Source organism: Stenotrophomonas nitritireducens, from assembly GCF_050984405.1.
Lineage (GTDB): Bacteria > Pseudomonadota > Gammaproteobacteria > Xanthomonadales > Xanthomonadaceae > Stenotrophomonas > Stenotrophomonas nitritireducens_B.
Genome location: NZ_CP158790.1, coordinates 1,446,681 through 1,469,134 on the forward strand (window position 1 = coordinate 1,446,681; position 22,454 = coordinate 1,469,134).

Below are 22,454 nucleotides of genomic sequence, written 5' to 3' on the forward strand. Positions count from 1 at the left end.
CTGCGGGGGAGGAACGAGGAACTAGTAAAGGCAACGGCCGTCATCCCCACGCAGGTGGGGATCGCTCCTGCTCCGGCTCTGCTTCTGCTCTTACTCGTTCCTCGTTTCTCTCCACTCGTTCCTGCTCCTAAAATCCCCCGATGACCGACACCATCGATTTCACCGCGCTGGGCCACATCGGCTGGCCCTGGCCCGGCCCGCCCGAGGCGCCGGCCTGGCAGGCCGCCTTCGCCGCGCACCCGCGGGCGCGCCCGGCGCGGGTGGTCGAGCAGCACCGTTCCGGCTACGTGGTGGCCGACGCGCCGGATGCCGCGCTCAAGGCCGAGTCGTTGCCGGAATGGCAGCGGCCGCGCTTCCCCAGCCACGAGCGCGCGGCGGTCGGCGACTGGGTGCTGCTGGAGGACGCGCGCATCGTCGCGCTGCTGCCGCGGCGCACCTCGATCAAGCGCGGCGCGGCCGGCGAGCATTACCACCAGCAGGTGATCGCGGCCAACATCGATACGGTGTTCATCGTCTGCGGGCTGGACGCGGACTTCAATCCGCGCCGGATCGAGCGCTACCTGATGCTGGCCGGCAGCGGCGGCGCGGCGCCGGTGGTGGTGCTGACCAAGGCCGACCAGACCGAGTACGGCGCCGACGCGCTGGCGGTGCTGGAGGACCTGTCCGCGCAGGACATCCCGCTGCTGGCGATCAACGGCAAGGACCCGGCCAGCGTCGCCGCGCTGGCGCCGTGGCTGGGGCCGGGCCGCACCGTGGTGCTGGTCGGCTCTTCCGGCGCCGGCAAGTCCACGCTGACCAACACGCTGCTGGGCCAGGACCGCATGAAGACCGGCGAGGTGCGCGGCAGCGATTCGCGCGGCCGCCACACCACCACGCACCGCGCGCTGCTGCCGCTGCCCAGCGGCGCCTGCCTGATCGACACGCCGGGCATGCGCGAACTCAAGCCCACCGGCGAGGAAACCCTGGCCGAGGGCGGCTTCGCCGACATCGAGGCGCTGACCGCGCAGTGCCGCTTCCGCGACTGCTCGCACCAGCACGAACCGGGCTGCGCGGTGCGCGCGGCCATCGAGCGGGGCGAGATCGACGAAAGCCGCCTGCTCAACTACCTCAAGCTGCGCGAGGAAGTGGCCGCGGCCGCGGCCAAGCTGGCGCAGCGTCAGGCCGAGCAGGCCACCGAGCGCCGCAGCGGCAACCGCGGCGCGCAGTGGCGGCCGGCGGGGAAACCGAAGCGGCGCTGAGGACGCGGCGGCTTCATTTCCGCGGCAGTGGCGTACGCCGTGACGGGGCACTGTCGACAAGGCGCCCTCGCGGCGCATGTCTCAGGGCCGACCCGCCTCGCTCCTGCATTGCACGTGCGGGGATTGCTATGGTGGCCGCATGAACAGCCCGTCCTCCGATCCGGCCATCGCCCATCACGCCGCGCTCGATGCGCGGCTGGTCGCGGCGGTGCGCGGCATCCGCCTGCTGAGCCTGGCGAGCTGGCCGGCGTCGACGCAGGCGCCGTTCCTGGACAGCGTGGCCCGCGGCGCGCCGCGGCTGCCGCAGGTGGATTATCCCAGGCACGATTTCAGCGCGGCGCGGCGCGAGCTGGAGGCGATCGCGGCGGCGGCCGATCCGGCGCATCCGCTGGGGCGCTACGTGCGCGATTCGGCCGCCAGCTGGGACCTGGCCGCGCGCCTGCTGGAGGCGCTGGGCACGCACGAGGTGGACGCGCTGTCGGCGCAGCTGTTCGGCACGCCGGAGCAGCCGATGCCCGGCCACGGCCCGACCGCGCGCGAGGCGGCGCGGCATTTCATCCAGATCGCGCAGGAACTGGACCACGAACTGCTGGCCCCGGAGGAGCAGGTGCCGGTTTCGGCCGTCGCGCTGCAGCTGCAGCTGCAGAACGACCTGGACAGGTTCTTCGAATCGCGGGTGATCAGCGTGGTGCTGGACCCGGACCTGATCGCCAAGGCCGCCGCCGGCGCCACCCAGATCCGCCTGCGCAGCGGCGCCTGTTTCAGCGTCTACGACCGCGCGCAGCTGTTCCACCACGAGGCGCTGGTGCACTCGCTGACCGCGCTCAACGGGCGCCGGCAGGCGGTGCTGCCGAGCCTGGCGCTGTCCTCGCCGCGCATCACCGCCACCCAGGAAGGGCTGGCGACGTTCGCCGAGCAGATCACCGGCAGCATCGACATCCAGCGGCTCAAACGCATCAGCCTGCGCATCGAGGCGATCGCGATGGCGCGCAACGGCGCCGACTTCATCGAGGTGTTCGGCTACTTCCGCGACGCGGGGCAGACCGCCGAGGAAAGCTTCGCTTCGGCGCAGCGCGTGTTCCGCGGGGTGCCGGCCTCCGGCGGCGGCGCCTTCAACAAGGACACGGTGTACCTGCGCGGCTTGGTGTCGGTGCATACCTTCTTCCGGCAGATGCTGCGCGACGAGAAACTGCGCTACTGCCACTGGCTGTTCGCCGGCAAGATGACGCTGGACGACGCGCAGGCGCTGGCGCCGCTGTTCGAGACCGGGGCGCTGGCGCCGCCGCGCTGGCTGCCGCCGTGGCTGCAGCGCGCCAACCGGCTGGCCGGCACCCTGGCGTTCTCGCTGTTCGCCAACCGCATCCGCATGGACCGCATCGGCGACTAGCGCGCGCGGGGATGTTGGTTGCGGCTGCAACCACCCATCCCTCGCATTGGTTGGGTGATCCACAGCCGAAGGTTATGGATGGGGCCATCCGCGCGCGCGAAGCATCGGCGGCGCGTGGGAGCATGCGTGAAGTCCCGTCACCCCAAGCCATGGATTCGACGGATGTTTTTCGCCGGCTCACGACTTCTCTCCGGCCGGCCCGGTGCATGCACGTGCGGTGCTCGGCAGGCCGCGTGATGGCGTTGACGCTGCCGGGGTGAAAGCGCCAATGTGAAGCCGCGACGGGCGGTGCGAAGGGGAGACCGGATCGGGGAGTCCGGTACAGGCGCAGGGAGTGCGGAGGCAGGCTTGCCGGGATTCCGGTCGCCGGCCCGTCGGCGACGGCATTCCATCACTCCTGTCTTGGTCCGTGCGGGGGACGCATGCGCAACCGGCTTTGCCTGCGGTCGATTCCTGTGGTGTGGCGAACGGCGCTGCTGCTCGTGTCGCTGGCGGTGCCGGCACTGGCCGCCGCGGCCGATGACGCCGCCCGCCAGGCCGCGATCGATGCCCTGATGCAGCCCTACGACGGCGATGTTCCGGGCGCTTCGCTGCTGGTGCTGAAGGACGGCAGGGCGCTGGTCCGGCGCGGCTACGGGCGCGCCGACCTGGAGAGCGGCACCGCCGCCGGCGCGGACACCAATTACCGGCTGGCCTCGGTGAGCAAGCAGTTCACCGCCGCGGCCATCCTGCTGCTGGCGCAGGACGGTGCGCTGTCCATCGATGACCCGGTCAGGCGCTGGCTGCCCTCGCTGCCGGCGGCGGCCGACGCCATCACCCTGCGCCACCTGCTCGCGCACACCTCCGGCGTGCTCGATTACGAGGACCTGATGGGCGCGTCCTGGCAGGGGCAGATCCGCGATGCCGGCGTGCTGGCGCTGCTGGAACGCGAGGACCGGCTGTATTTTCCGCCCGGCACCACCTACCGCTACAGCAACAGCGGCTACGCGCTGCTCGCGCTGGTGGTCGAGCGCGCCTCGGGCATGGATTTCCCGGCGTTCCTGCGCACCCGCATCTTCGCCCCGCTGGGCATGCGCGACAGCCTGGCCTATGTCGCCGGCGGCCCGGACGTGCCGCACCGCGCCTGGGGCTACAGCCAGGCCGCGCAGGGCTGGGAGCGCACCGACCAGAACAGCTACAGCGCGGTGCTGGGCGATGGCGGCCTCTATTCCAGCATCGACGACCTGGCCCGCTGGGACGCGGCCTGGTACGACGGCCGCCTGTTCGACGACACCACCCGCGCGCTGGCGCTGGGCCGACAGGTGCAGGTGGCGGACGAGCCGGAAGCGACCTGGTACGGCTTCGGCTGGCGCATCGCCGAGGGCCGGCAATGGCACAACGGCGAGAGCATCGGCTTCCGCAACAGCCTGGTGCGCTGGCCGCGGCAGCGCCTGACCGTGGTGCTGCTGAGCAACCGCAACGATCCCACCCCCTACGACATCGCCCGCGCGATCGGCGCGCTGTTCCTCGACGAGGTTCCCCCCGCGCCGCGCTGACCGCGCCGCATCCGTTCCACCGCCGTACTGCTTGGTCGTCCGTCCCCCCGTCCCTTGGAGACATCATGCGTAGCCAGCCCGACCTCCGTTTGAACTTCCTCTGCGCCGCGTTGCTGGCGGCCCTGGCCGCGCCGGCCGCCGCGCAGGACGCCGCCCCGGCGGCCACCACCCTGGACAAGGTCAACGTCACCGGCTCGCGCATCAAGCGCGTGGACGTGGAGGCCGCGCTGCCGGTCACCATCGTGCAGAAGGCCGAGATCGAGGCGCAGGGCATCACCTCGGCCGAGCAACTGCTGTCCTTCCTCAACATCGCCGGCAACGGTGCCGACGGCATGGTGTCGGCGTCGGTGGACATGGACCTGGGCGAGCTGCGCGGCACCGCCGGCGTGTCCGGCGCCAACCTGCGCGGGCAGGGCAGCGACGCCACGCTGGTGCTGCTCAACGGCCGCCGCGTCGCCACCCACGGCCTGCGCGGCCAGGCCGTGGACCTGAACTCGATTCCGTTCGCGGCGATCGACCGGGTCGAAGTGCTGCGCGACGGCGCTTCGGCCATGTATGGCACCGACGCCATCGGCGGCGTGATCAACTTCATCACCCGCACCGACTACCAGGGCATCGCGGTCAACGCCGGCTTCGACGTGACCCAGGACGGCGGCGGCAACATCTACAACTACAGCCTGCTCGGCGGCGTGGGCGATCTGGATACCGACCGCTGGAACGTGTGGGGCACGGTCAACTGGCGGCGCAGCGAGTTCCTGCGCGGCTACCAGCGCGATTTCGCCAACAGCTTCCAGCCCGACCGCGGCGTGTCGCCGGATACGCGCGGCACGCCGTTCGCCACGGTGACCAACGCCACCGGCGGCATCATCAACGGCTCGCTCATCGACCCGGACGGCGGCAGCAGGCAGAACTACGTCAACATCCTCAACCTGCCCGGCGGCGCCGGCTGCGAGAACGGCGGCCCGGCGATGGGGCCGTACGACTACCGGCTGTGGGACAGCGGCAGCTCCAGGTACGCCTGCGCCTGGGACTACCCGGCCGCGCAGGCGCTGCAGCAGCCGCAGGACAGCCTGCAGTTCCTCGGCCGCGCCACCTTCCGCATCGGCGAGAACCACCGTTTCTACGCCGAGGCGATGGGCTCGCGGGTGGAGTCGCAGCGCGAGTACGAGCCGCTGCAGCTCACTTCCAGCGCCTCGGCGACCTCGGTGATGGGCCCGGGCACCTGGTATCCCCTGAACGGAACCACGAAGGAAACCTACGACCAGGTCTACAACGCGCTGGCCGCCTACTTCGGCACCGCCAACCTGACCTACGGCAACCCGATTCCCTACCGCTGGCGCTGCATGGCCTGCGGTCCGCGCCAGATCGACACCACCACCCGCTCCTACCGCGTGCTGGCCGGCATCGAGGGCAGCATCGGCAGCTGGGACTACGACGTGGGCCTGTCGCGCGCTTCCAACGAGGCCGAATCGGTCCTGCGCGGCGGCTACTACTTCTCCAGCGGGCTGAGGGACGCGCTGGGCAGCGGCCTGCTCAACCCGTTCCTGATGCCGGGCCAGCAGCAGAGCGCGGCGGCGACGGCCGCGCTGCAGGCGGCATCGGCCAGCGGCGTGCACCTGTATGGCGGCAAGTCCACCGTCACCACGGCCGACGCCAGCTTCAGCGGCGGCCTCGGCTTCAGCCTGTGGGGCAGCGAGGCGCAACTGGCCACCGGCGTGGAGGCGCGGCGCGAGGAGTTCGAGTTCGGCGGCGTGCAGGTGCTGGACGGCCTGCCGCTGAACTACAACACCATCTACCAGGCGCCGTTCGACGAGACCAGCGAACTGCCCAGGGTGCGCCGCGACGTCAACGCGGTCTACGCGGAGATGTACCTGCCGATCGTCGATACGCTGGACGTGACCGTGGCGGTGCGCCACGACCGCTACGACACCTTCGGCGGCACCACCAACCCGAAGTATTCGTTCAAGTGGCAGCCGATCGAGTCGCTGGCGTTCCGCGGCGCCTACAGCACCGGCTTCAAGGTGCCCGAGTTCACCAAGCTGTTCGCCGGCGTCAACCGCGTGGACTACTTCGGCCGCGACCTGGTCGACCCGGCCAGCTGCCCGGGCGGCTCGGTCAACTCGTCGATACCGGGCTGCGACCTGATCCAGCCGGTCATCATCACCGGCGGCAAGACCGACCTGCAGCCGGAGGAGTCCGAGCAGAAGAGCATCGGCTTCGTGTTCTCGCCGACGGACACCTTCAACCTGAGCCTGGACTGGTGGGAGATCGAGCGCAGCAACACCATCCGCGTGCCCAACCTGGCGACGCTGACCGCCAACTACGCGCTGTTCCCGGACAACTGGATCCGCGACAGCAGCGGCAAGGTCACCGCGATCGACCAGCGCTACATCAACTCCGGCGGCACCCTGACCCGCGGCGTGGAACTGGACGCCAACCTCAGCGGCGACCTGGCCGGCGGCCGCTGGCACGTCAACCTCAACGGCAGCTACATCGACACGTTCAAGGAGAAGTCGCTGGCCAACGAGCCGTATGGCGAGAACAAGGTGGGCGATTACGTGCGTTTCTACAACCTGCCGCTGAAGTGGAAGCACACGTTGAGCTTCGGCTGGGCGCGCGGCGACTGGGCGCACCTGCTGACCCAGGTCTACCGCTCCGGCTACAAGGACGAGGAGCCGGTGAGCGTGGAGGGAGGCTTCTACACGCCGGCCAACTGGAACCCGGACGTCGACGACTACATCACCTACAACTACAGCCTGACCTGGACCGGCCTGGAGAACACGCGCTTCACCCTGGCGGTGCGCAACCTGCTCAACACCGACCCGCCGTTCACCGCGCACCAGGTCGACTTCGCCTCCGGCGCCGCCTGGGAGCCGCGCGTGGCCGATCCGCGCGGACGTTCGTTCAACCTGCAGGTCGAGTACCGCTTCGATTGATCCTGCCAGCAGCGCCGCCGGGCGACCGGCGGCATCGGGACGCCCCATGACGGATACGCGCATCGCATCTCCCGGCCGCCGCGGCTTCATCGCCGCGGCGATGGGCACGGCCCTGGCCGCCTCGCTCGACGCGCGCTGCGCGCCGCTGCTGGCTCCATCGCCGGACCGCCGGCGCATGGCGGCGGCCAACGCCTGGCTCGAGATCGACCTGGACGTGTTCGACGCCAACCTGCGGCGCGTGCGCGCGCTGGCGGGCGGGGCGCAGCTGTGCGCGGTGATGAAGGCCGATGCCTACGGCACCGGCATCGACCTGGTGATGCCGCGCGTGATCGCCGCGGGCGTGCCCTGCGTCGGCATCGCCAGTACCGAGGAAGCGCGCATGGTGCGGGCCTGCGGCTACCGGGGCCGGGTGCTGCGCGTGCGCGCGGCCACGCTGGAGGAGGTCGAGGCCGCGCTGCCGTACCGGATCGAGGAACTGGCCGGCAATCTCGCCGTGGCGCAGGCGATGGCGGCACTCGCCAGCCGGCGGCGGCCGCTGCCGGTGCATCTGGCGCTGAACTCGGCCGGCATGGGTCGCAACGGACTGGAGCTGGCCACGGAACAGGGACGGCGCGACGCGGTGGCGCTGGCTGGCCTCGATGGCCTGCGGATCGTCGGCCTGATGACCCATTTCCCGGGCGAGGACCCGGCCGACGTGCTGGCCGGCGTGCGTACCTTCCAGCAGCAGGCCGACTGGCTGTTCGCGCACACCGCGCTGCGCCGCGGCGACGTGCAGCTGCACGCGGCCAATTCGTTCGCGCTGCAGCACGTTCCCGAATCGCGCCTGGACATGGTGCGCCCGGGTGGTGCGCTGTACGGCTACGGCGGCACGCCCAAGCCGCCGTTCGCGCACGTGGCTGCGTTCAAGACGCGCGTGGCTTCGGTGCAGGCGTTCCCGGCCGGCGACACGGTGAGCTACGACCGCACGTTCACCCTGCGCCGCGATTCGCTGCTGGCCAATCTCCCGGTCGGCTATTCCGATGGCTACCGCCGCGTCTATTCCAACAAGGGCAGCGTGCTGGTGCGTGGCCGCCGCGCGCCGGTGCTGGGCAGGGTCACCATGAACACCACCATGGTGGACGTGACCGACATCCCCGGCGTGCGGGCCGGCGACGAGGTGGTGCTGTTCGGCCGGCAGGGCGGGGAACAGATCACCCAGGCCGAGATCGAGACGCTCAGCGGCGTGATCCTGGCCGACCAGTACAGCACCTGGGGCGCGTTGAACCCGAAGTTCGTCCGCAGACCGCCGTAGGAGCGGCTTCAGCCGCGATGGGGCTTTCTCCATGCGGCATGGACCGCATGGACTACGGTTCGTGGTCTTTCAAACCTGGAAGGAAATCGGGCGCCTTCATTGGTAAAGCTCCATCGCGGCTGATGGCCCGAGGCCACGTCGAGCCGCTCCTACGGGGCGGCTGGCGCTTCGCGCGTTTCGGCCAGGCTGCGCTGGAACTGGCGGATGAACTCGGTGGCGGCCTTGGACGGCGGCCGGTCCTCCAGGTACACGCATTCGATGCGGAAGCCGATTTCCGGTTCCAGCGGGCGCGCCAGCAGCGTGCCGCCGGCGTTGGCGCAGGCGGTGAATTCGTCCAGCACGCTCATGCCGGCGCCGCAGCGGGTCAGCGCCGCGGCCAGCGAATAGGTCTGGTTGGACACCACCTCGCGCATGCTCACGCCCTGGCGCTTGAGCTCGCCGGTGAACAGGTCGCCGATGGGGCCGCTGCTGGCCAGGCCGACCATGTCACGGTCCTGCAGCCAGCGCAGCGGGATCGCCGCCGGCGGGTCGGGCCATTGCGCGCTGTCGAACAGCAGCATCAGCTGGCCCTGCCCGAGCACGCGGCGCTGCATGCGCGGGTGCTGCGGCGGGTTGTAGGCGATGGCGATGTCGCACTCGCGCTCATACAGCGCCTGGAACAGGTCGCCGTGGTGCAGGGTCTGCACGTCGAAGGTCACTTCCGGGTGCTGGCGCCGGTAGGCGGTGATCGCCGCCGGCACCACGTGCTGGCCGAGCGAGGGCACCACCGCCAGGCGGATGTGGCCGCCGCCGATGTCGCGGATGTTGCCCACCGTCTTCTGCAGCGACAGCAGGCGGTCGTAGATGTCCTTGATCTCGACGAACAGCGCGTGCGCCTCGTCGGTGGCGACCAGCCGCCCGCGCACCAGCTTGAACAGCTCGAAGCCCAGCTGGTACTGCGTGTGGTGCAGCACCTTGCTGACCGATGGCTGCGACACGTGCAGCGAACGGGCCGCGGCGCTGATCGAGCCGGTGGTGTAGACCGCGTGGAAGACTTCAATCTGGCGCAGACGCATGGCTCGATCCTAGTCGATGCGGGCGTCGCCGGCGACCGATGGCGGCGCGCGCGTCACCGCGCCGTCACCAGCGCGACCGCGCGTTCGCCGCTGCCCATCGCCAGCGTCCAGCCCAGCATGCCGTGGCCGAGGTTGCACACCAGGCCATCGGCGACGGCGCGGATCTCGGGCGAGGACCAGGGCGTGACCGGGCGCAGGCCGGCCCAGCGGCTTTCGATGTTGTCGTAGTCCACCGCGTCGGGCATCGACGCGCGCGCCATCGCGACCAGCTGCGCCATGCGCTCCGGGTCCGGTTGCGGGTCCCAGTGGTTGAGGTCGGCCAGCCCGGCCACGCGCATGCGCGCGCCGAGGCGGCAGAACACCAGCTTGCGCGAGGTATCGGTGATGCTCGTGGTGGGCGCGCGCGGTCCGCAGGGCGCGGTGAACGAATAGCCCTTGATCGCCATCAGCGGCACGCGCACGCCCAGCGGCCGCAGCAGCGCGGCGCCGTCGATGCCGCTGCATACCACCAGCCGCCGCGCCCGCACCGCCGCGCCGGCGAGCGGCTGCAGGCGCCAGCCGTCGCCCTGCCGCACCACGTGGCGGACGTCGAAGCCGAAGCGCGCCTGCGCGCCGTAGTGCTGCCGCAGCACCTGCAGCAGCCCGGTGCCGAACAGGAACGGGTCGCCGGCTTCCTCCTGCGGCGAATGCACCGCGCCGGCGATACCCGGCATGGCGGCCAGCGCCGGCTCGGCGGCGATGGCCTGGCGCGCGTCGAGCAGGTGCTGTTCGACGCCGAACGGCTGCTTGAGCGCGATCATCGCGCGCGCGCCCTGCAGCGCGGCGGCATCGTGGTAGACGTGCAGCTTGCCCGACACCGCATGCTCGAAGGCGATGGGGTGGCGCTGCAGCAGCGCGTGCAGCGCGGTGCGCGATTCCAGCGCCAGCTCCAGCGTGGCCAGTGTATTGGCGCGCAGGCGCGCGCCGCCGGCCTGGCGCAGGAAGGCCAGGCCCCAGCGCCAGAAATCCGGATCGGCCGACCAGCGCGTGCGGAACGGGCCGTTGCGACCGAGCAGCATCGCCGGCAGCTGTTTCCAGGTGGACGGGCCGGCCATGGCGTCGGTGTAGGCGTAGCTCAGCTGCGCGCCGTTGGCGAAGGAGGTGCCCTGCACCGGGCCATCGGCACGGTCCAGCAGCAGCACGGACAGGCCGCGGCGCGCGGCGGCGTAGGCGGTGGCGAGGCCGACGACGCCGGCGCCGAGCACGACGAGATCGGCGCTGGCGGGTTCGCCATGGGGTTCAACGGGAAGCATCGCGGCTCCGTTGGGCGGGGAAGGCGGCGGTGCCGTCGCGGCGCGGGTCGGCGGCCCATTCCCAGCGCCCGTCGCGCAGGAACACGCCGTGCAGGCCGGAGTCTTCGCCGGCACCGGCGCGGATGTCCACGCCGCGCTCGCGCAGCGCCGCGCGCAGCGGCGCCGGGAAACGGTCGGCCTCGCCGTCGAAACGCGCGCCGCGCGCGACCAGGTTGGGCAGAGCCACCGCCTGGTCCAGCGGCAGGCGCCAGTAGAGCAGCCCGGCCAGGGTCTTGCCTATGTAGGCGGGAATGGCCGAGCCGCCGGGCGAACCCAGCGCGCCGGCCAGGCGGCCATCGCCATCGAGCATCAGCAGCGGCGACATCGACGAGCGCGGGCGCTTGCCGCCGGCGATGGCGTTGGCCATGCCGGGGCGGCCGTCCTTGCGGTCCCAGGCGAAGTCGGTGAGCTGGTTGTTGAGGAAGAAGCCGCCGACCATGCGCCCGGAACCGAAGAACGATTCGACGGTGGTGGTCACCGAGACGGCGTTTCCGTCGTTGTCCACCACCACGAAATGGCTGGTGCCGCCCGGCTCGTCGGTGGCGTCGGCGGCGATGGCCGGCGCGCCGGCGGGCACGCCGGGCCGCGGCGGCTGCGCCGCGGCGCGCGCGCCGATCAGCGCGCGCCGCGCGTCCACGTAGTCCGGCGCCAGCAGGCCCTCGACCGGGACATCGACGAAGCGCGGATCGCCGACGTAGTGGTCGCGGTCGGCGTACATCAGCCGGCTGGCCTCGGCGAACAGCAGCCACGCCTGCGGGTCGGTGGCGTCGCGGCGGTCGATGTCGGTGCCGTCCAGCAGTGCCATCAGCTGCAGCACGCCGACGCCGCTGGCCGGCGGCGGCAGCGAGCACAACCGGTAGCCGCGCAGCGGGCGGCACAGCGGCGCCACCTTCTCGGCGCGGTAGTCGGCCAGGTCGTCGAGCGTCATCGTGCCCGGGCGCGGCGCCTCGGCGGTGCGGGCGACGATGGCCCGCGCCAGCGCGCCGCGGTAGAACGCGTCCGCGCCGCCGGCGGCCAGCGTGCGCAGCGTCGCCGCGTACGCCGGATTGCGCAGGGTATCGCCGGCGCGCAGCAGGCCGCCGTGGCCGTCGTCGAAGAAGCGGCGCACGTCGGCGGCCGCCGCCTGCGGGAAGCGGCCGTGGATGTGCCGTTCCAGCCGCGGGGTGATGGTGAAGCCCTGCTCGGCGGTGGCGATGGTGCCGTCGAACAGCCGCGCCCACGGCAGCCGGCCATGCTCGCGCAGGGCCAGGGCGAAGGTGGCGACCGTGCCCGGCACGCCGGTGGCGCGGCCGGAGAGCATGGCGTCGGCACGCGCCAGCGGCTGGCCGTCGGCGTCGTCGAACCAGCCCGCACCGGCGCTCGCCGGCGCCTGCTCGCGGCCGATGTAGCCGCTGATCTCGCCGCTGCGCGCGTCGTAGGCCAGCAGTACCGTGCCGCCGCCGATGCCCGAGCTCTGCGGTTCCACCAGCCCGAGCATCAGCTGCACGGCCATGGCCGCGTCCATCGCGCTGCCGCCGCGTTCGAGCACCTCGGCACCGGCCCGCGCGGCCAGCGGATGCGCGGCGACGACGATGGCCTGCGTGGCCTTGGCGGTGGACGCGGCGGCGGCCGGTGCGCGGGCCTCCGGCGCGGTACCGCAGCCGGCGAGAGCGAGCGACAGGCACAGCAGCAGGGTGCCGGCAGCCCGGCGCCGGCGCGCCGCGGCGGAGGGCACATTGGCGGTGGGGGAGGGGACGGAACGGACGGGCTTCGGCATGGCCGGCAGATTACCGCCGGCCATACCGAAGCAGGGATCACATTCGCGGTGCAGGTGTTAACCGGCAGCTATGGAATGCCGCAGGCCGCCAGCGCCGTGCGCGGCGGACGGGCAGGCCCGCCATGCGCGCGGGCTATACCGTGGGTCATGAAATGTGGGCGACAAGCGCGTACCCGCCGGCCATGCTGCGCAGTGAGCCAGTGTGGCCGCCGCCGTCGGTGCCGACGATGGCCGCCGTCGCGCCCGCGAACCGCAAACCGGAGATAGGCATGACCCTGCGAACCCTCGTTTCCCTCCCGGGCCGTGGCATGGCGCTGCTGCTGTGCGCGCTGCTGGCGCTGGCGCCGCCGGCCGGCGCGCGCGAACTGCTCAACTACCAGGCGATCCAGAAGCCCGAGCATGGCGACCGCGGCATGGTGGTCAGCCAGAACCAGCGTGCCAGCGAGATCGGCGCGCAGGTGCTGCGCGACGGCGGCAACGCGGTGGACGCGGCGGTGGCCACGGCCTTCGCGCTGGCGGTGCTGCTGCCGCGCGCCGGCAACATCGGCGGCGACGGCTACATGCTGCTGCACCTGGCCGGCGAGAACCGCAGCGTCGCCATCGACTACCGCTCGATGGCGCCGGCGGCGGCCACGCTGGAACGCTTCATCGGCGCCGATGGCCGCATCGACGGCGAGACCGCCGGCTGGAAGGCCGCCGGCGTGCCCGGCACCGTGGCCGGACTCGCGCTCGCCCATCGCCAGCACGGGCGCCTGCCGTGGGCGCGCCTGCTGCAGCCGGCGATCGAACTGGCCGACAAGGGCGTGGTGCTCAGCCGCGACGAGGCCTTCGCCCTGGACTGGGGCCGCGAACGGCTGGCGCGTAGCCCGGCCGGCGCCAGCGTGTTCCTGCATGCCGACGGCAGCGCGCTGCGCACGGGCGAGCGCCTGCGCCAGGCCGACCTGGCGTGGTCGCTGCGGCTGATCGCGCGCGACGGCGCCGATGCGTTCTACCGCGGTCCGATCGCGCAGCGGCTGGTGGCGGCGATGCAGCGCCATGGCGGCCTGATTGCCAGCGAGGACCTGGCCAGCTACCGCGCCCTCGAACGCGAACCGCTGCGCACCACCTACCGCGGCCGCGAGGTGGTCACCATGCCGCCGTCCAGCGGCGGCGGCGCCAGCGTGCTGGAAATGCTCAACCTGCTCGAGCACGAGGACCTGGCCGCGCACGGCGCAGGCTCGGCGGCGGCGCTGCATGCCATGGCCGAGGCGATCAAGCTGGCCTGGGCCGACCGCGCGCGCCATGCCGGCGACCCGGCCTTCGTTGCCGCGCCGGTGCGCGGGCTGGTGTCCAAGGCCTATGCCGATGCGCGCTGGAAGCTGTTCTCGCCCGAGCGCGCGCTCGATGCCACCACCCTGGCGGCCGGCGATCCGGTGCCCTACGAAAGCCCGCAGACCACGCACTTCTCGGTGATCGACGCCGACGGCAACGCGGTCAGCAACACCTTCACCCTGGGCTCGGACTTCGGCGCCGGCGTGATGGCCGAAGGCACCGGTTTCCTGCTCGGCAACCTGATCGGCAATTTCTCGCTGCGCGCGCAGCTGGCCGCGCGCAAGGAGCCGGGGCGGGTGGTCGCCAACGCGCTGCAGCCCGGGCGCCGGCCGGTCTCGAGCATGTCGCCGACCCTGGTCCTGCGTGACGGCAAGGTGTGGCTGGTCACCGGCAGCCCGGGCGGCAATACGATTCCCGGCACGGTGATGCAGACCATCGTGGACGTGGTCGATTTCGGCATGAACATCGCCGAAGCCACCCACCGGCCGCGCATCCACCAGGACATGGGCAGCGGCATGCTGCAGATCGAGCCGGGCTTCAGCCCCGATACGCTGCGCCTGCTGCGCGGCATGGGCCACCGCATCGAAAGCGACGAGACCATCGGCAGCACGCAGACGCTGATGGTGGGCGACGGCGGCGTGCAGGGCGCGGCCGACCCGCGCCGGCCCGGCGCCGGTGCGGCCGCGCAGTGACGGCAGGCAACAGCGCCGGGGGCATGCCCCCGGCCAATCCGGGGGCGGCAGGTCCGTCATCGGACACCCCGTAGGTGCGGGGCTCGCCCCACACGAGGTGTTCCGGGGAATGTCGATGCGGGGCGAGCCCGCATCTACCAGGCCTTGTGGCCCGCACGGGATAGCCGGGATCAACCTCGACGGCACGATGCCACTCACATGGAGCACTGGGGACAACCGCAGGTGTGCGGCTTGCCCCGCACGAGGGCTTTCCGGGGTAATGCCCCTGGGGGGCCCTTGTCAGGTGTGTGGCCCGCACGCGACAGGCCGGGGCAGCCTCGACGGCGCGATGCGACCCACATGGAACGCTGGGGAATTCCCGTGGTGCGGGGCCCTTGTCAGATGTGCTGCCCCGCATGGGATAGGCCGGGGGCAGCCTCGACGGCGCGATGCCACCGCCATGAACGCCGGGGAATTCCCGTAGGTGCGGGGCTTGCCCCGCACGAGGCGTTCCCGGGAATGCCCATGCGGCCGGCCTCTTCCATCGCAGCGAGCCGGTGGGAACCCAACCTCCTGAAACGGCAGGGGCCGCCATGATGGCGGCCCTGCGCAGGTCCTTCGTCGGGAAGCCTGGGCCGCGTCAGTGCGGCCAGAAGTTGAGGAAGCCGGTGATGATCAGCGCGTTGACGAAGTCGATGAAGAACGCGCCCACCAGCGGCGCCACCAGGAAGGCGCGTGGCGCCACGCCATAGCGCTGCACCAGCCGGCGCATCACCGCCATGGCGTTGGCGGTGGTGCCGAGCATGAAGCCGATGAAGCCGCCGCCCATCACCGCCGCGTCGTAGTCGCGGCCCATCACGTAGAAGATCGGCACCGCGAACAGCGCCACCAGCGCCACCTGGATCACCAGGTTGACCACCAGCGGCAGGCCCATGCCGGCCAGTTCCCACAGTTTCAGGTCCATCAGCGCCACCGCCAGGAACAGCGCCAGGCAGATGTTGCCGATCAGGTCGGTGGTCGGCACCGACAGTCTGATCAGCCCGGTGTAGTCGTCGATGTTGCGCACCACCGCACCCACCAGCATCGCGCCGATGTAGGACGGCAGGGTCAGGCCCAGGCCGGCGAAGCCCTGGCTGACCCAGGCGCCCAGCCACATCGCCATCAGCAGCACGACGATGCTCTTGAGCGCGTCGAATTCGCGCGCCGATTCGCTGGGGAAGTGCACGTGCACGGTTTCGTCGGCTTCGCCGCTGCCCGCGCCCGCGCTTGCGGCTGCGCCGTTGCCGGCCGGCCCACTGATGCCGAACCGCCGCATCAGCACGGTGATGGCCGGGCCGCCGACCACGCCGCCGCAGATGATGCCGGCCATCGCCGCGGTGATCGCCAGGGTTTCGGCGCCCTGCAGGCCGGCCTTCTCGAACAGCGGCGCGAAGGCCATGCCCGTGGCCGGCCCGCCAGTGAGCGTGGCCGAGCCGGCGAGCACGCCGAACATCGGATGCAGGTCGAAGAGCCAGGCCACGCCGATGCCGACCAGGTTCTGCAGCACGGCGAACAGGCTGGCCAGCACCAGGAAGATCATCACCTGGCGGCCGCTGACGCGCAGCAGGCGCAGGCTGGCGTTGATACCCAGCGTGGTGAAGAAGGCCACCATCAACGGCACCTTCAGGCTGGTGTCCAGTTCGAACAGGGTGGTGTCGCGCGCGTGCGCGGCCCACACCAGCAGCGCCACCAGCAGGCCGCCGACGACCGGTTCGGGCAGGTTGTAGCGGCGCAGCACCGGGATCGCGCGGCACAGCGCGTATCCGGCGAACAGGGTCAGGCCGCCGAAGGCGATCGTCTGTACGGCATCAAGTTGGATCATCGAATCAATACCTCGTGCCCTGCCAGTGCAGGTGTCGGGGGTGGGGTCCGGCGGAGGGCCGGCGCCGCCGGGGGGAGAACGGCCCGGGGGGATGTGGCTCCGCGGCACGGGGGAGGGGGCGGAGCCACGGGCAGTCCGGCGGGAGCCGGCCCGTCCGCATGACGGTGGCAGACGGTTCGATGGCCGACGGCGCGTTTTCCGCCAGTCGGGGCGGGACGGAGTGGCTGCGGCCGGCGTGGGCGCAGGCGGGCAGGCATGGCGTGTCTCCATGGCGAGCGGGCCGGTCTGCCGCGCCGCAGCACGAAGCGTGGCGCGGGGCGGCAGCATCCACCATAGCCATGGAACGGGGCGCGGCGCCAGTCGCAAAAGCGCGCGGCGGCATAGCCGGCCGTTATGCGCGACGGTGTGGGCGCCCCCTGGCCGGCGGCGCCGGCGCAGGGGCGGACAGGCGCGGAATCAGCGCTGCGGGCGCTTCCAGGCGACGCAGTCCACTTCCACCTTGCAGTCCACGACCATGCGGTTCTCCACGCAGGCGCGCGCCGGCGGGTGGTCGCCGAAATAGTGCTTGAACACGGTGTTGAACGCGTAGAAGTCGCGCGCGTCATCCAGCCATACGCCGCAGCGCACCACGTGTTCGGGGCCGTAGCCGGCCTCGGCGAGGATCGCCAGCACGTTGCCGATGGCCACGTGCGCCTGTTCGGTCACGGTGCCGCCGACCAGTTCGCCGTCGCGCATCGGCACCTGGCCGGAGACGTACAGCCAGCCGTCGGCTTCGACCGCGCGCGAGAACGGCATGTGTTGTTTGCCCTGGCCGACGCCGCCTTCGGCGCCGTAACGTTTGATGTCGGTCATGGGGATTCCTTTGTGGTGAAGGAAAGTAATTTTTCCCTTCTCCCATTGGGAGAAGGTGCCCCGCAGGGGCGGATGAGGGTACGGGCGAAGCCTCGTGTAGCCAGCTATTGCGGAGGCTTCGTCCCCATACCCTCACCCCAACCCCTCTCCCGAGGGGAGAGGGGCTTCAATCCGGCGCGATGAACCGCCCCGGCCGCGCGACCACGTCCCGGCCGTCGTAGGCCAGCTGGCCGTTGACCCACACCGCGTCGATGCCCTCGGCCGCGCGCACCGGGTCGTGGAAGCTGGCCGTATCGCGCACGCGCGCCGGGTCGAACAGCACCAGGTCGGCGCATCCGCCGGCGCGGATGACGCCGCGCGCGCCCAGCGCGAAGCGCGAAGCGGGCAGGCCGGTCATCTTGTGCACGGCGGTGTGCAGCGGGAACAGTGCCTCGTCGCGCGCATAATGGCCCAGCACGCGCGGGAACGTGCCCCACAGGCGCGGATGCGGGCGCGGATCGCGCGGCAGGCCGTCCGAGCCGATCATGGTCAACGGATGCACCAGGATGCGGCGCACGTCGGCCTCGTCCATGCAGTGGTAGACCGCGCCGGCCGGCTGAAGGCGGATCGCTGCTTCCAGCAGCGGAACGCCCCAGTCGGCGGCGATGTCGGCCAGCAGGCGTCCGCCCTGCGCCGGTTCCGGCTCGGACCAGGTGATCAGGATGTCGTAGGCGTCGGTGACCTGTTTCAGGTCCAGGGTGGAGGCGCTGGCGGCGTAGGGATAGCAGTCGCAGGCCACGTCCTGGCTGCCGGATGCGGCGTCCAGGCGGTGCAGCACCTCGCGGCTGCGGCCCCAGTTGTCGATGCCCGCGCACTTCAGGTGCGAGACGCGCACCGCGGCCTGCGGCGCGCGCGCGGCGTCGAAGGCCTCGTCCATCGCCTCCAGGATCCCGCCGAACTCGTCGCGCAGGTGGGTGGCGTACAACCCGCCGCGCGGCAGTTCCAGCGCCAGCTCGGCCACTTCGCTGGACGGTGCGTGGAACGCCGAGCCGTAGGCCAGGCCGCTGCTCAGGCCCAGCGCGCCCTGCGCCAGGCTCTGGCGCAGCTGCGCGCGCATCGCGGCGATCTCGCCGGCGGTGGCGGCGCGGTCCAGCCTGTCCATGTGGTTCTGGCGCAGCGCGGTATGGCCGACCAGCGCGGCCACGTTCACCGCCGGCCGCGCGGCCTCCACCGCCTGGCGGTAGCTGGCGAAATCGGCGAAGCGGAAATCGCCGGCCTCGCCGAGCAGGTTCATCGGGTCCGGCACCTCGCCGCGGATGCGCACCGGGCTGGCGCTGATGCCGCAGTTGCCGACCACCACCGTGGTCACGCCCTGCGACAGCTTGCTGGCCATGTCCGGATTGCGCAGCACTTCCAGGTCGTCGTGGGTGTGCACGTCGATGAAGCCCGGCGCCAATGCGCGGCCATCGGCGTCGATCACCTGCCGCGCGCTGCCGGCGACCGCGCCGACCGCGACGATGCGTCCGTCGCGCAGCGCCACGTCGCCGTGGCGGCCGGGGCGGTCGCTGCCGTCGAGCACCAGCGCGTTGCGGATCAGTACGTCGTGCATCGATCAGTCGCCCAGCGGCAGGCGCGAGTCGCCGCCCCGGTAGCGGTCCAGCGCCAGCTTGATGCGGCGCAGGTGCTCGTGGTTGTCGCTGGCGCCGTTGAGCGCGGTGGTGGTGGCCAGCACGTCGATGGCCAGCATCATCGCGTAGCGCGAGGCGGAAGGTTTGAACACGAAATCGGTTTCCTCGATGCTGATCGGCAGCAGCCAGTCGCTCAGGTCGGCCAGCGGCGTGCCGGCGCGGGTGATGGCGCCCACGCGCGCGCCGTAGGTGCGGGCGATCTCCACCGCCGAGGTGACTTCCGGAGTGATGCCGCTGACCGACAGCGCCAGCACCAGGTCCTGCGGGCCGAGGATGGCGGCGGTCATCTTCATCACCACCGCGTCGCTGCAGGCGGTGATCGGCAGGCCGAAGCGCATCAGCCGGTTCTGCAGTTCCTGCGAGAACACGGTGGAGCAGCCGCCGATGCCGAACACGTGGATGCGCCGCGCCTGGCAGACCGCATCGGCCAGCTGCTGCACCACCTCTTCCTGCAGGTTGGCCAGGTTGTGGCGCAGGCTGGCCTGGATGTCGTCGCAGATCTGCGCGAACAGCGCCGACACCGGTGGCGCGTTCTGCTGCTCCAGGAAGCGCTTGCCGACCGCGCTGGCCGACGCCAGCCGCGCGCGCAGTTCGCGCACGTGCTCGCAGCCCAGGGTCTTGGCGAAGCGCGAGATCGCCGCGGCGCTGACTTCGGCGCGTTCGGCCAGCTCGGTCACCCCGTACTGGGCGGCAGCATCGACGTCGGCGAGGATGGTGGTGGCGATGCGGACCTCGACCGGGCTGAATTCGTGCAGCCGCTGGCGCAGTTCGTAGACGATGTCGAACATGATGGGATCTTCGGTTCAGAGCACGGCGGCGAGGGCCGCCACCAGCGCGAGCGCGGTGACGGAGATGAGGGTTTCCAGCACGGTCCAGGTCTTGAAGGTCTGGGCCACGGACATGTTGAAGTATTCCTTCACCAGCCAGAAGCCGCCGTCGTTGACGTGCGACAGCACCACCGAGCCGGCGCCGGTGGCCAGCACCAGCAGTTCCGGGTGCGGGTAGCCCAGGGCGGCGGCGATGGGCGCGACGATGCCCGAGGCGGTGGTCATCGCCACCGTCGCCGAGCCGGTGGCGATGCGCATCAGCGCGGCCATGGTCCAGCCCATCAGCAGCGGCGAGAGGTCGAACTGGCGCGACAGGTCGATGATCTGGCTGGCCACGCCGGTATGCACGAGGATGCCGTTGAGGCCGCCGCCGGCGCCGACCAGCAGGGTGATGGCGGCGGTCGGCGCCAGGCATTCCTGCGAGAACTTCAGGATCTGCTCGCGGTTGAAGCCGCGCAGCAGGCCCAGGGTGACGAAGCTCAGCAGCGTGGCCAGCAGCAGCGCCACCACCGAGTGGCCGATGAAGCGCAGGCCGTGGTTGAGCGGCGAACCGGGCGTGGCGATCTGGTCGGCCCAGCCGCCCAGCAGCATCAGCGCCACCGGCAGCAGCAGGGTGGCGATGGTGATGCCGAAGCCGGGCAGCTGGTCGTCGGGAATGCGGCCGTGGCCCTCGTCCAGCAGCGCGGCCTCCATCGGGTTGTGCGCCGGCAGCGTCACCCGCGGCGCCACCACTCTGGCGAACAGCGGCCCGGCCAGCGCCGCGGTCGGCAGGCCCACGAGCAGCGCGTAGAACACGGTGCGGCCGACGTCGGCGCCATAGGCGTGCACGGCCAGCATCGCCGCCGGGTGCGGCGGCACCAGCCCGTGCACCACCGACAGCCCGGCCACCATCGGCAGGCCGACCAGCAGCAGCGGCACGCCGGTGCGGCGGGCGACGTTGAGCGCGATCGGGATCAGCAGCACGAAACCGACCTCGAAGAAGATCGGCAGGCCGATGCAGAAGGCGATCAGCATCATCGCCCAGTGCACGTTCTTCGTGCCGAAGCGGGCGATCAGCGTGCGCGCGATGCGCTCGGCGCCGCCGGACTCGGCCATCATCTTGCCGAGCATGGTGCCCAGCGCCACGATCAGCGCGATGTGGCCCAGCGTCTTGCCCACGCCCTGTTCGTAGGCGGGCAGGATCTCCGGCGCCGGCATGCCGGCCAGCAGCGCCAGCCCGATCGAGACCAGGGTGACGCTGATGAAGGGATTGAGCCGGTAACGGGCGATCAGCACGATCAACGCGAGGATCGCCAGCACGGCGTAGATCAGCAGCAGGTGTCCATGGCTCATGCGTACCGGTCCGGGCAGGCGGTCAGAACTGCGTGGAAACGGCGTCGACCACGGTGTGGTCGTCGTCGACCACCAGCAGGTGGCGCCACTTGTCGAAGGTCAGGCACGGGTGCGAGATGTCGAAGCACAGCATGTCGCCCACGCGCAGGTCGTCGTCGGCGCGCACCTGCAGGAAGGCGTGCTGGTCCATCATCGCCGCCACCTGCCAGTGCGCGGCGGCGTCGGCGGGGGCGGCATCGCCCGGGCGGTAGTGCAGCGCCGGCACCGGGAAACCGGCGTCGAACGCGGCGTCGCGCTTGCCGAGCCCGACGATGGCCTTGTCCGGCTCCGGCCGCGACTGCACGTAGGCCCACAGCCGCAGCGCCGGCTGCAGGCTGGTGCCCATCTGCCGCGCGACCGGGTTGCCGGCATGGATGCGGGTGGCGGCCTGGCGGTAGGCGCCGACGTCGTGGGTGAGGTAGCAGCCGGGGCGCAGCACGATCTCCGCCGCGACGTCGCCGGACAGCGCGGCGAATTCCTCGGCGACCACGTCGAACCACGCCGAGCCGGCGCCGGTCAGCAGTGCCGGCACGCGGCCGAAGGCGCGGCCGTCGCGCAGGCGCTGGAAGGTTTCCACGCTGCGGCGCAGGACCGCGCGCACGCCGGCCTCGTCGCCGGCCACGCCCTCGTAGACTTCCACGCCGGCCAGCCGCAGCGCCTGCGGCCAGCACGCGACGGCCTCGACCACCGCCTGCGCCTGCGCGTCGTCGCGCACGCCGGTGCGGCCGCCGGCAATGCCGATTTCCAGCAGTACGTCCAAGCGCAGGCCGCGCGCGTGGAACCAGCGGCCGAGCGCGTCGGCGTTGTCGGCCGAGTCCACCAGGCAGAACACCTCGGTGTCGCCGGCGTCCAGCAGGTCGGCGACGATGGCCATGTTGGCCGGGCCGACCAGCTGGTTGGCGATCAGCAGGCGGCGCGCGCCGGCCCGCCATGCCTCGCGCGCCTGCGGCGCGGTGGCCACGGTGATGCCCCAGGCGCCGGCGTCGAGCTGCAGGCCGAACAGTTCCGGGCTCATCGTGGTCTTGCCGTGCGGCGCCAGCTGCACGCCGTAGGCGGCGACGAAGCGGCGCATCCATTCCAGGTTGTGCAGCAGCGCCGAGCGCAGCAGCACGGCGGCGGGCAGGCTCACCTGCTCGCGCAGGATGGACCAGCCCTGGTGGCCGGCGTCGGTCGTCGACAGCGCGCCATCGCTGGCGCCCAGGCCCTTGCCCCGAAGCGTGGCGGGCGCGCCGTGAAATAGTTTTTTATCCATGCCGGATCACTTTCATTGTGTCCCCGTATTCCCCGCTGGAGAGGTGTCTATGTAGCAGATAACCGGCGTCATGAAAAATATTTTCGCAAATTGTTGCGAAGCAACATGGCGAA

At 71.5% G+C, this 22,454-nt stretch carries 15 protein-coding genes; 6 read left to right on the forward strand and 9 right to left on the reverse strand.

The window, feature by feature from the left end; translation table 11 throughout:
* The first annotated feature begins 140 nt into the window (after positions 1 to 140).
* The 5 genes from rsgA to alr all read left to right on the forward strand — a co-directional run bounded on the left by rsgA (position 141) and on the right by alr (position 8,387).
* Positions 141 to 1,238, forward strand: a complete 1,098-nt coding sequence (gene rsgA, locus ABTV91_RS06080) for a ribosome small subunit-dependent GTPase A (RefSeq protein WP_433853706.1) — start codon at positions 141 to 143, stop codon at positions 1,236 to 1,238.
* A 139-nt stretch (positions 1,239 to 1,377) separates the two neighbouring features.
* A complete protein-coding gene (locus tag ABTV91_RS06085) occupies positions 1,378 to 2,625 on the forward strand; it encodes a flavohemoglobin expression-modulating QEGLA motif protein (RefSeq protein WP_433853707.1) in 1,248 nt (415 codons plus the stop codon).
* A 422-nt stretch (positions 2,626 to 3,047) separates the two neighbouring features.
* The gene (locus ABTV91_RS06090; RefSeq protein WP_433853708.1) at positions 3,048 to 4,160 is read left to right on the forward strand and encodes a serine hydrolase domain-containing protein; all 1,113 of its coding nucleotides are present in this window, start codon (positions 3,048 to 3,050) and stop codon (positions 4,158 to 4,160) included.
* 65 nt (positions 4,161 to 4,225) lie between these two features.
* Complete coding sequence (locus ABTV91_RS06095) at positions 4,226 to 7,096, forward strand: TonB-dependent receptor domain-containing protein (protein ID WP_433853709.1); 2,871 nt, start codon at positions 4,226 to 4,228, stop codon at positions 7,094 to 7,096.
* Positions 7,097 to 7,142: 46 nt separating this feature from the next.
* Positions 7,143 to 8,387 (forward strand): alanine racemase, encoded by a 1,245-nt coding sequence (alr, locus tag ABTV91_RS06100; protein WP_433853710.1) that lies wholly within the window; start codon positions 7,143 to 7,145, stop codon positions 8,385 to 8,387.
* Positions 8,388 to 8,536: 149 nt separating this feature from the next.
* Here alr and ABTV91_RS06105 read toward each other — a convergent pair whose 3' ends face one another.
* From ABTV91_RS06105 to ABTV91_RS06115, 3 genes are read right to left on the reverse strand one after another with little or no spacing between them, the layout of a single operon-like run.
* Positions 8,537 to 9,442, reverse strand: a complete 906-nt coding sequence (locus ABTV91_RS06105; RefSeq protein ID WP_433853711.1) for a LysR family transcriptional regulator — start codon at positions 9,440 to 9,442, stop codon at positions 8,537 to 8,539.
* Positions 9,443 to 9,495: 53 nt separating this feature from the next.
* The gene (locus ABTV91_RS06110) at positions 9,496 to 10,734 is read right to left on the reverse strand and encodes an FAD-dependent oxidoreductase (protein ID WP_433853712.1); all 1,239 of its coding nucleotides are present in this window, start codon (positions 10,732 to 10,734) and stop codon (positions 9,496 to 9,498) included.
* Entirely contained in the window at positions 10,721 to 12,529 is a 1,809-nt protein-coding gene (locus ABTV91_RS06115; RefSeq protein WP_433853713.1) for a gamma-glutamyltransferase family protein, read from the reverse strand. The genes ABTV91_RS06110 and ABTV91_RS06115 overlap by 14 nt, the downstream gene beginning before the upstream one ends.
* A gap of 269 nt (positions 12,530 to 12,798) precedes the next feature.
* Between ABTV91_RS06115 and ggt the strand changes: the two genes are divergently transcribed.
* Entirely contained in the window at positions 12,799 to 14,532 is a 1,734-nt protein-coding gene (gene ggt, locus ABTV91_RS06120; RefSeq protein ID WP_433853714.1) for a gamma-glutamyltransferase, read from the forward strand.
* A 619-nt stretch (positions 14,533 to 15,151) separates the two neighbouring features.
* Here the strand turns inward: ggt and gltS are convergent.
* The 6 genes from gltS to ABTV91_RS06150 form a co-directional block, all read right to left on the reverse strand.
* On the reverse strand, positions 15,152 to 16,372 hold the full coding sequence (gene gltS / locus ABTV91_RS06125) for a sodium/glutamate symporter (RefSeq protein WP_433853715.1): 1,221 nt from the start codon (positions 16,370 to 16,372) through the stop codon (positions 15,152 to 15,154).
* A 456-nt stretch (positions 16,373 to 16,828) separates the two neighbouring features.
* Positions 16,829 to 17,224: a RidA family protein gene (locus ABTV91_RS06130; protein ID WP_433853716.1), complete on the reverse strand. Its 396-nt coding sequence runs from the start codon at positions 17,222 to 17,224 to the stop codon at positions 16,829 to 16,831.
* A gap of 166 nt (positions 17,225 to 17,390) precedes the next feature.
* Positions 17,391 to 18,812 (reverse strand): N-acyl-D-amino-acid deacylase family protein, encoded by a 1,422-nt coding sequence (locus ABTV91_RS06135; RefSeq protein ID WP_433853717.1) that lies wholly within the window; start codon positions 18,810 to 18,812, stop codon positions 17,391 to 17,393.
* A 3-nt stretch (positions 18,813 to 18,815) separates the two neighbouring features.
* Positions 18,816 to 19,679: a MurR/RpiR family transcriptional regulator gene (locus ABTV91_RS06140; protein WP_153190466.1), complete on the reverse strand. Its 864-nt coding sequence runs from the start codon at positions 19,677 to 19,679 to the stop codon at positions 18,816 to 18,818.
* A gap of 15 nt (positions 19,680 to 19,694) precedes the next feature.
* Positions 19,695 to 21,050: a gluconate:H+ symporter gene (locus ABTV91_RS06145; RefSeq protein ID WP_433853718.1), complete on the reverse strand. Its 1,356-nt coding sequence runs from the start codon at positions 21,048 to 21,050 to the stop codon at positions 19,695 to 19,697.
* A gap of 22 nt (positions 21,051 to 21,072) precedes the next feature.
* Complete coding sequence (locus ABTV91_RS06150) at positions 21,073 to 22,341, reverse strand: amino acid deaminase (RefSeq protein WP_433853719.1); 1,269 nt, start codon at positions 22,339 to 22,341, stop codon at positions 21,073 to 21,075.
* Between the last annotated feature and the right edge of the window lie 113 nt (positions 22,342 to 22,454).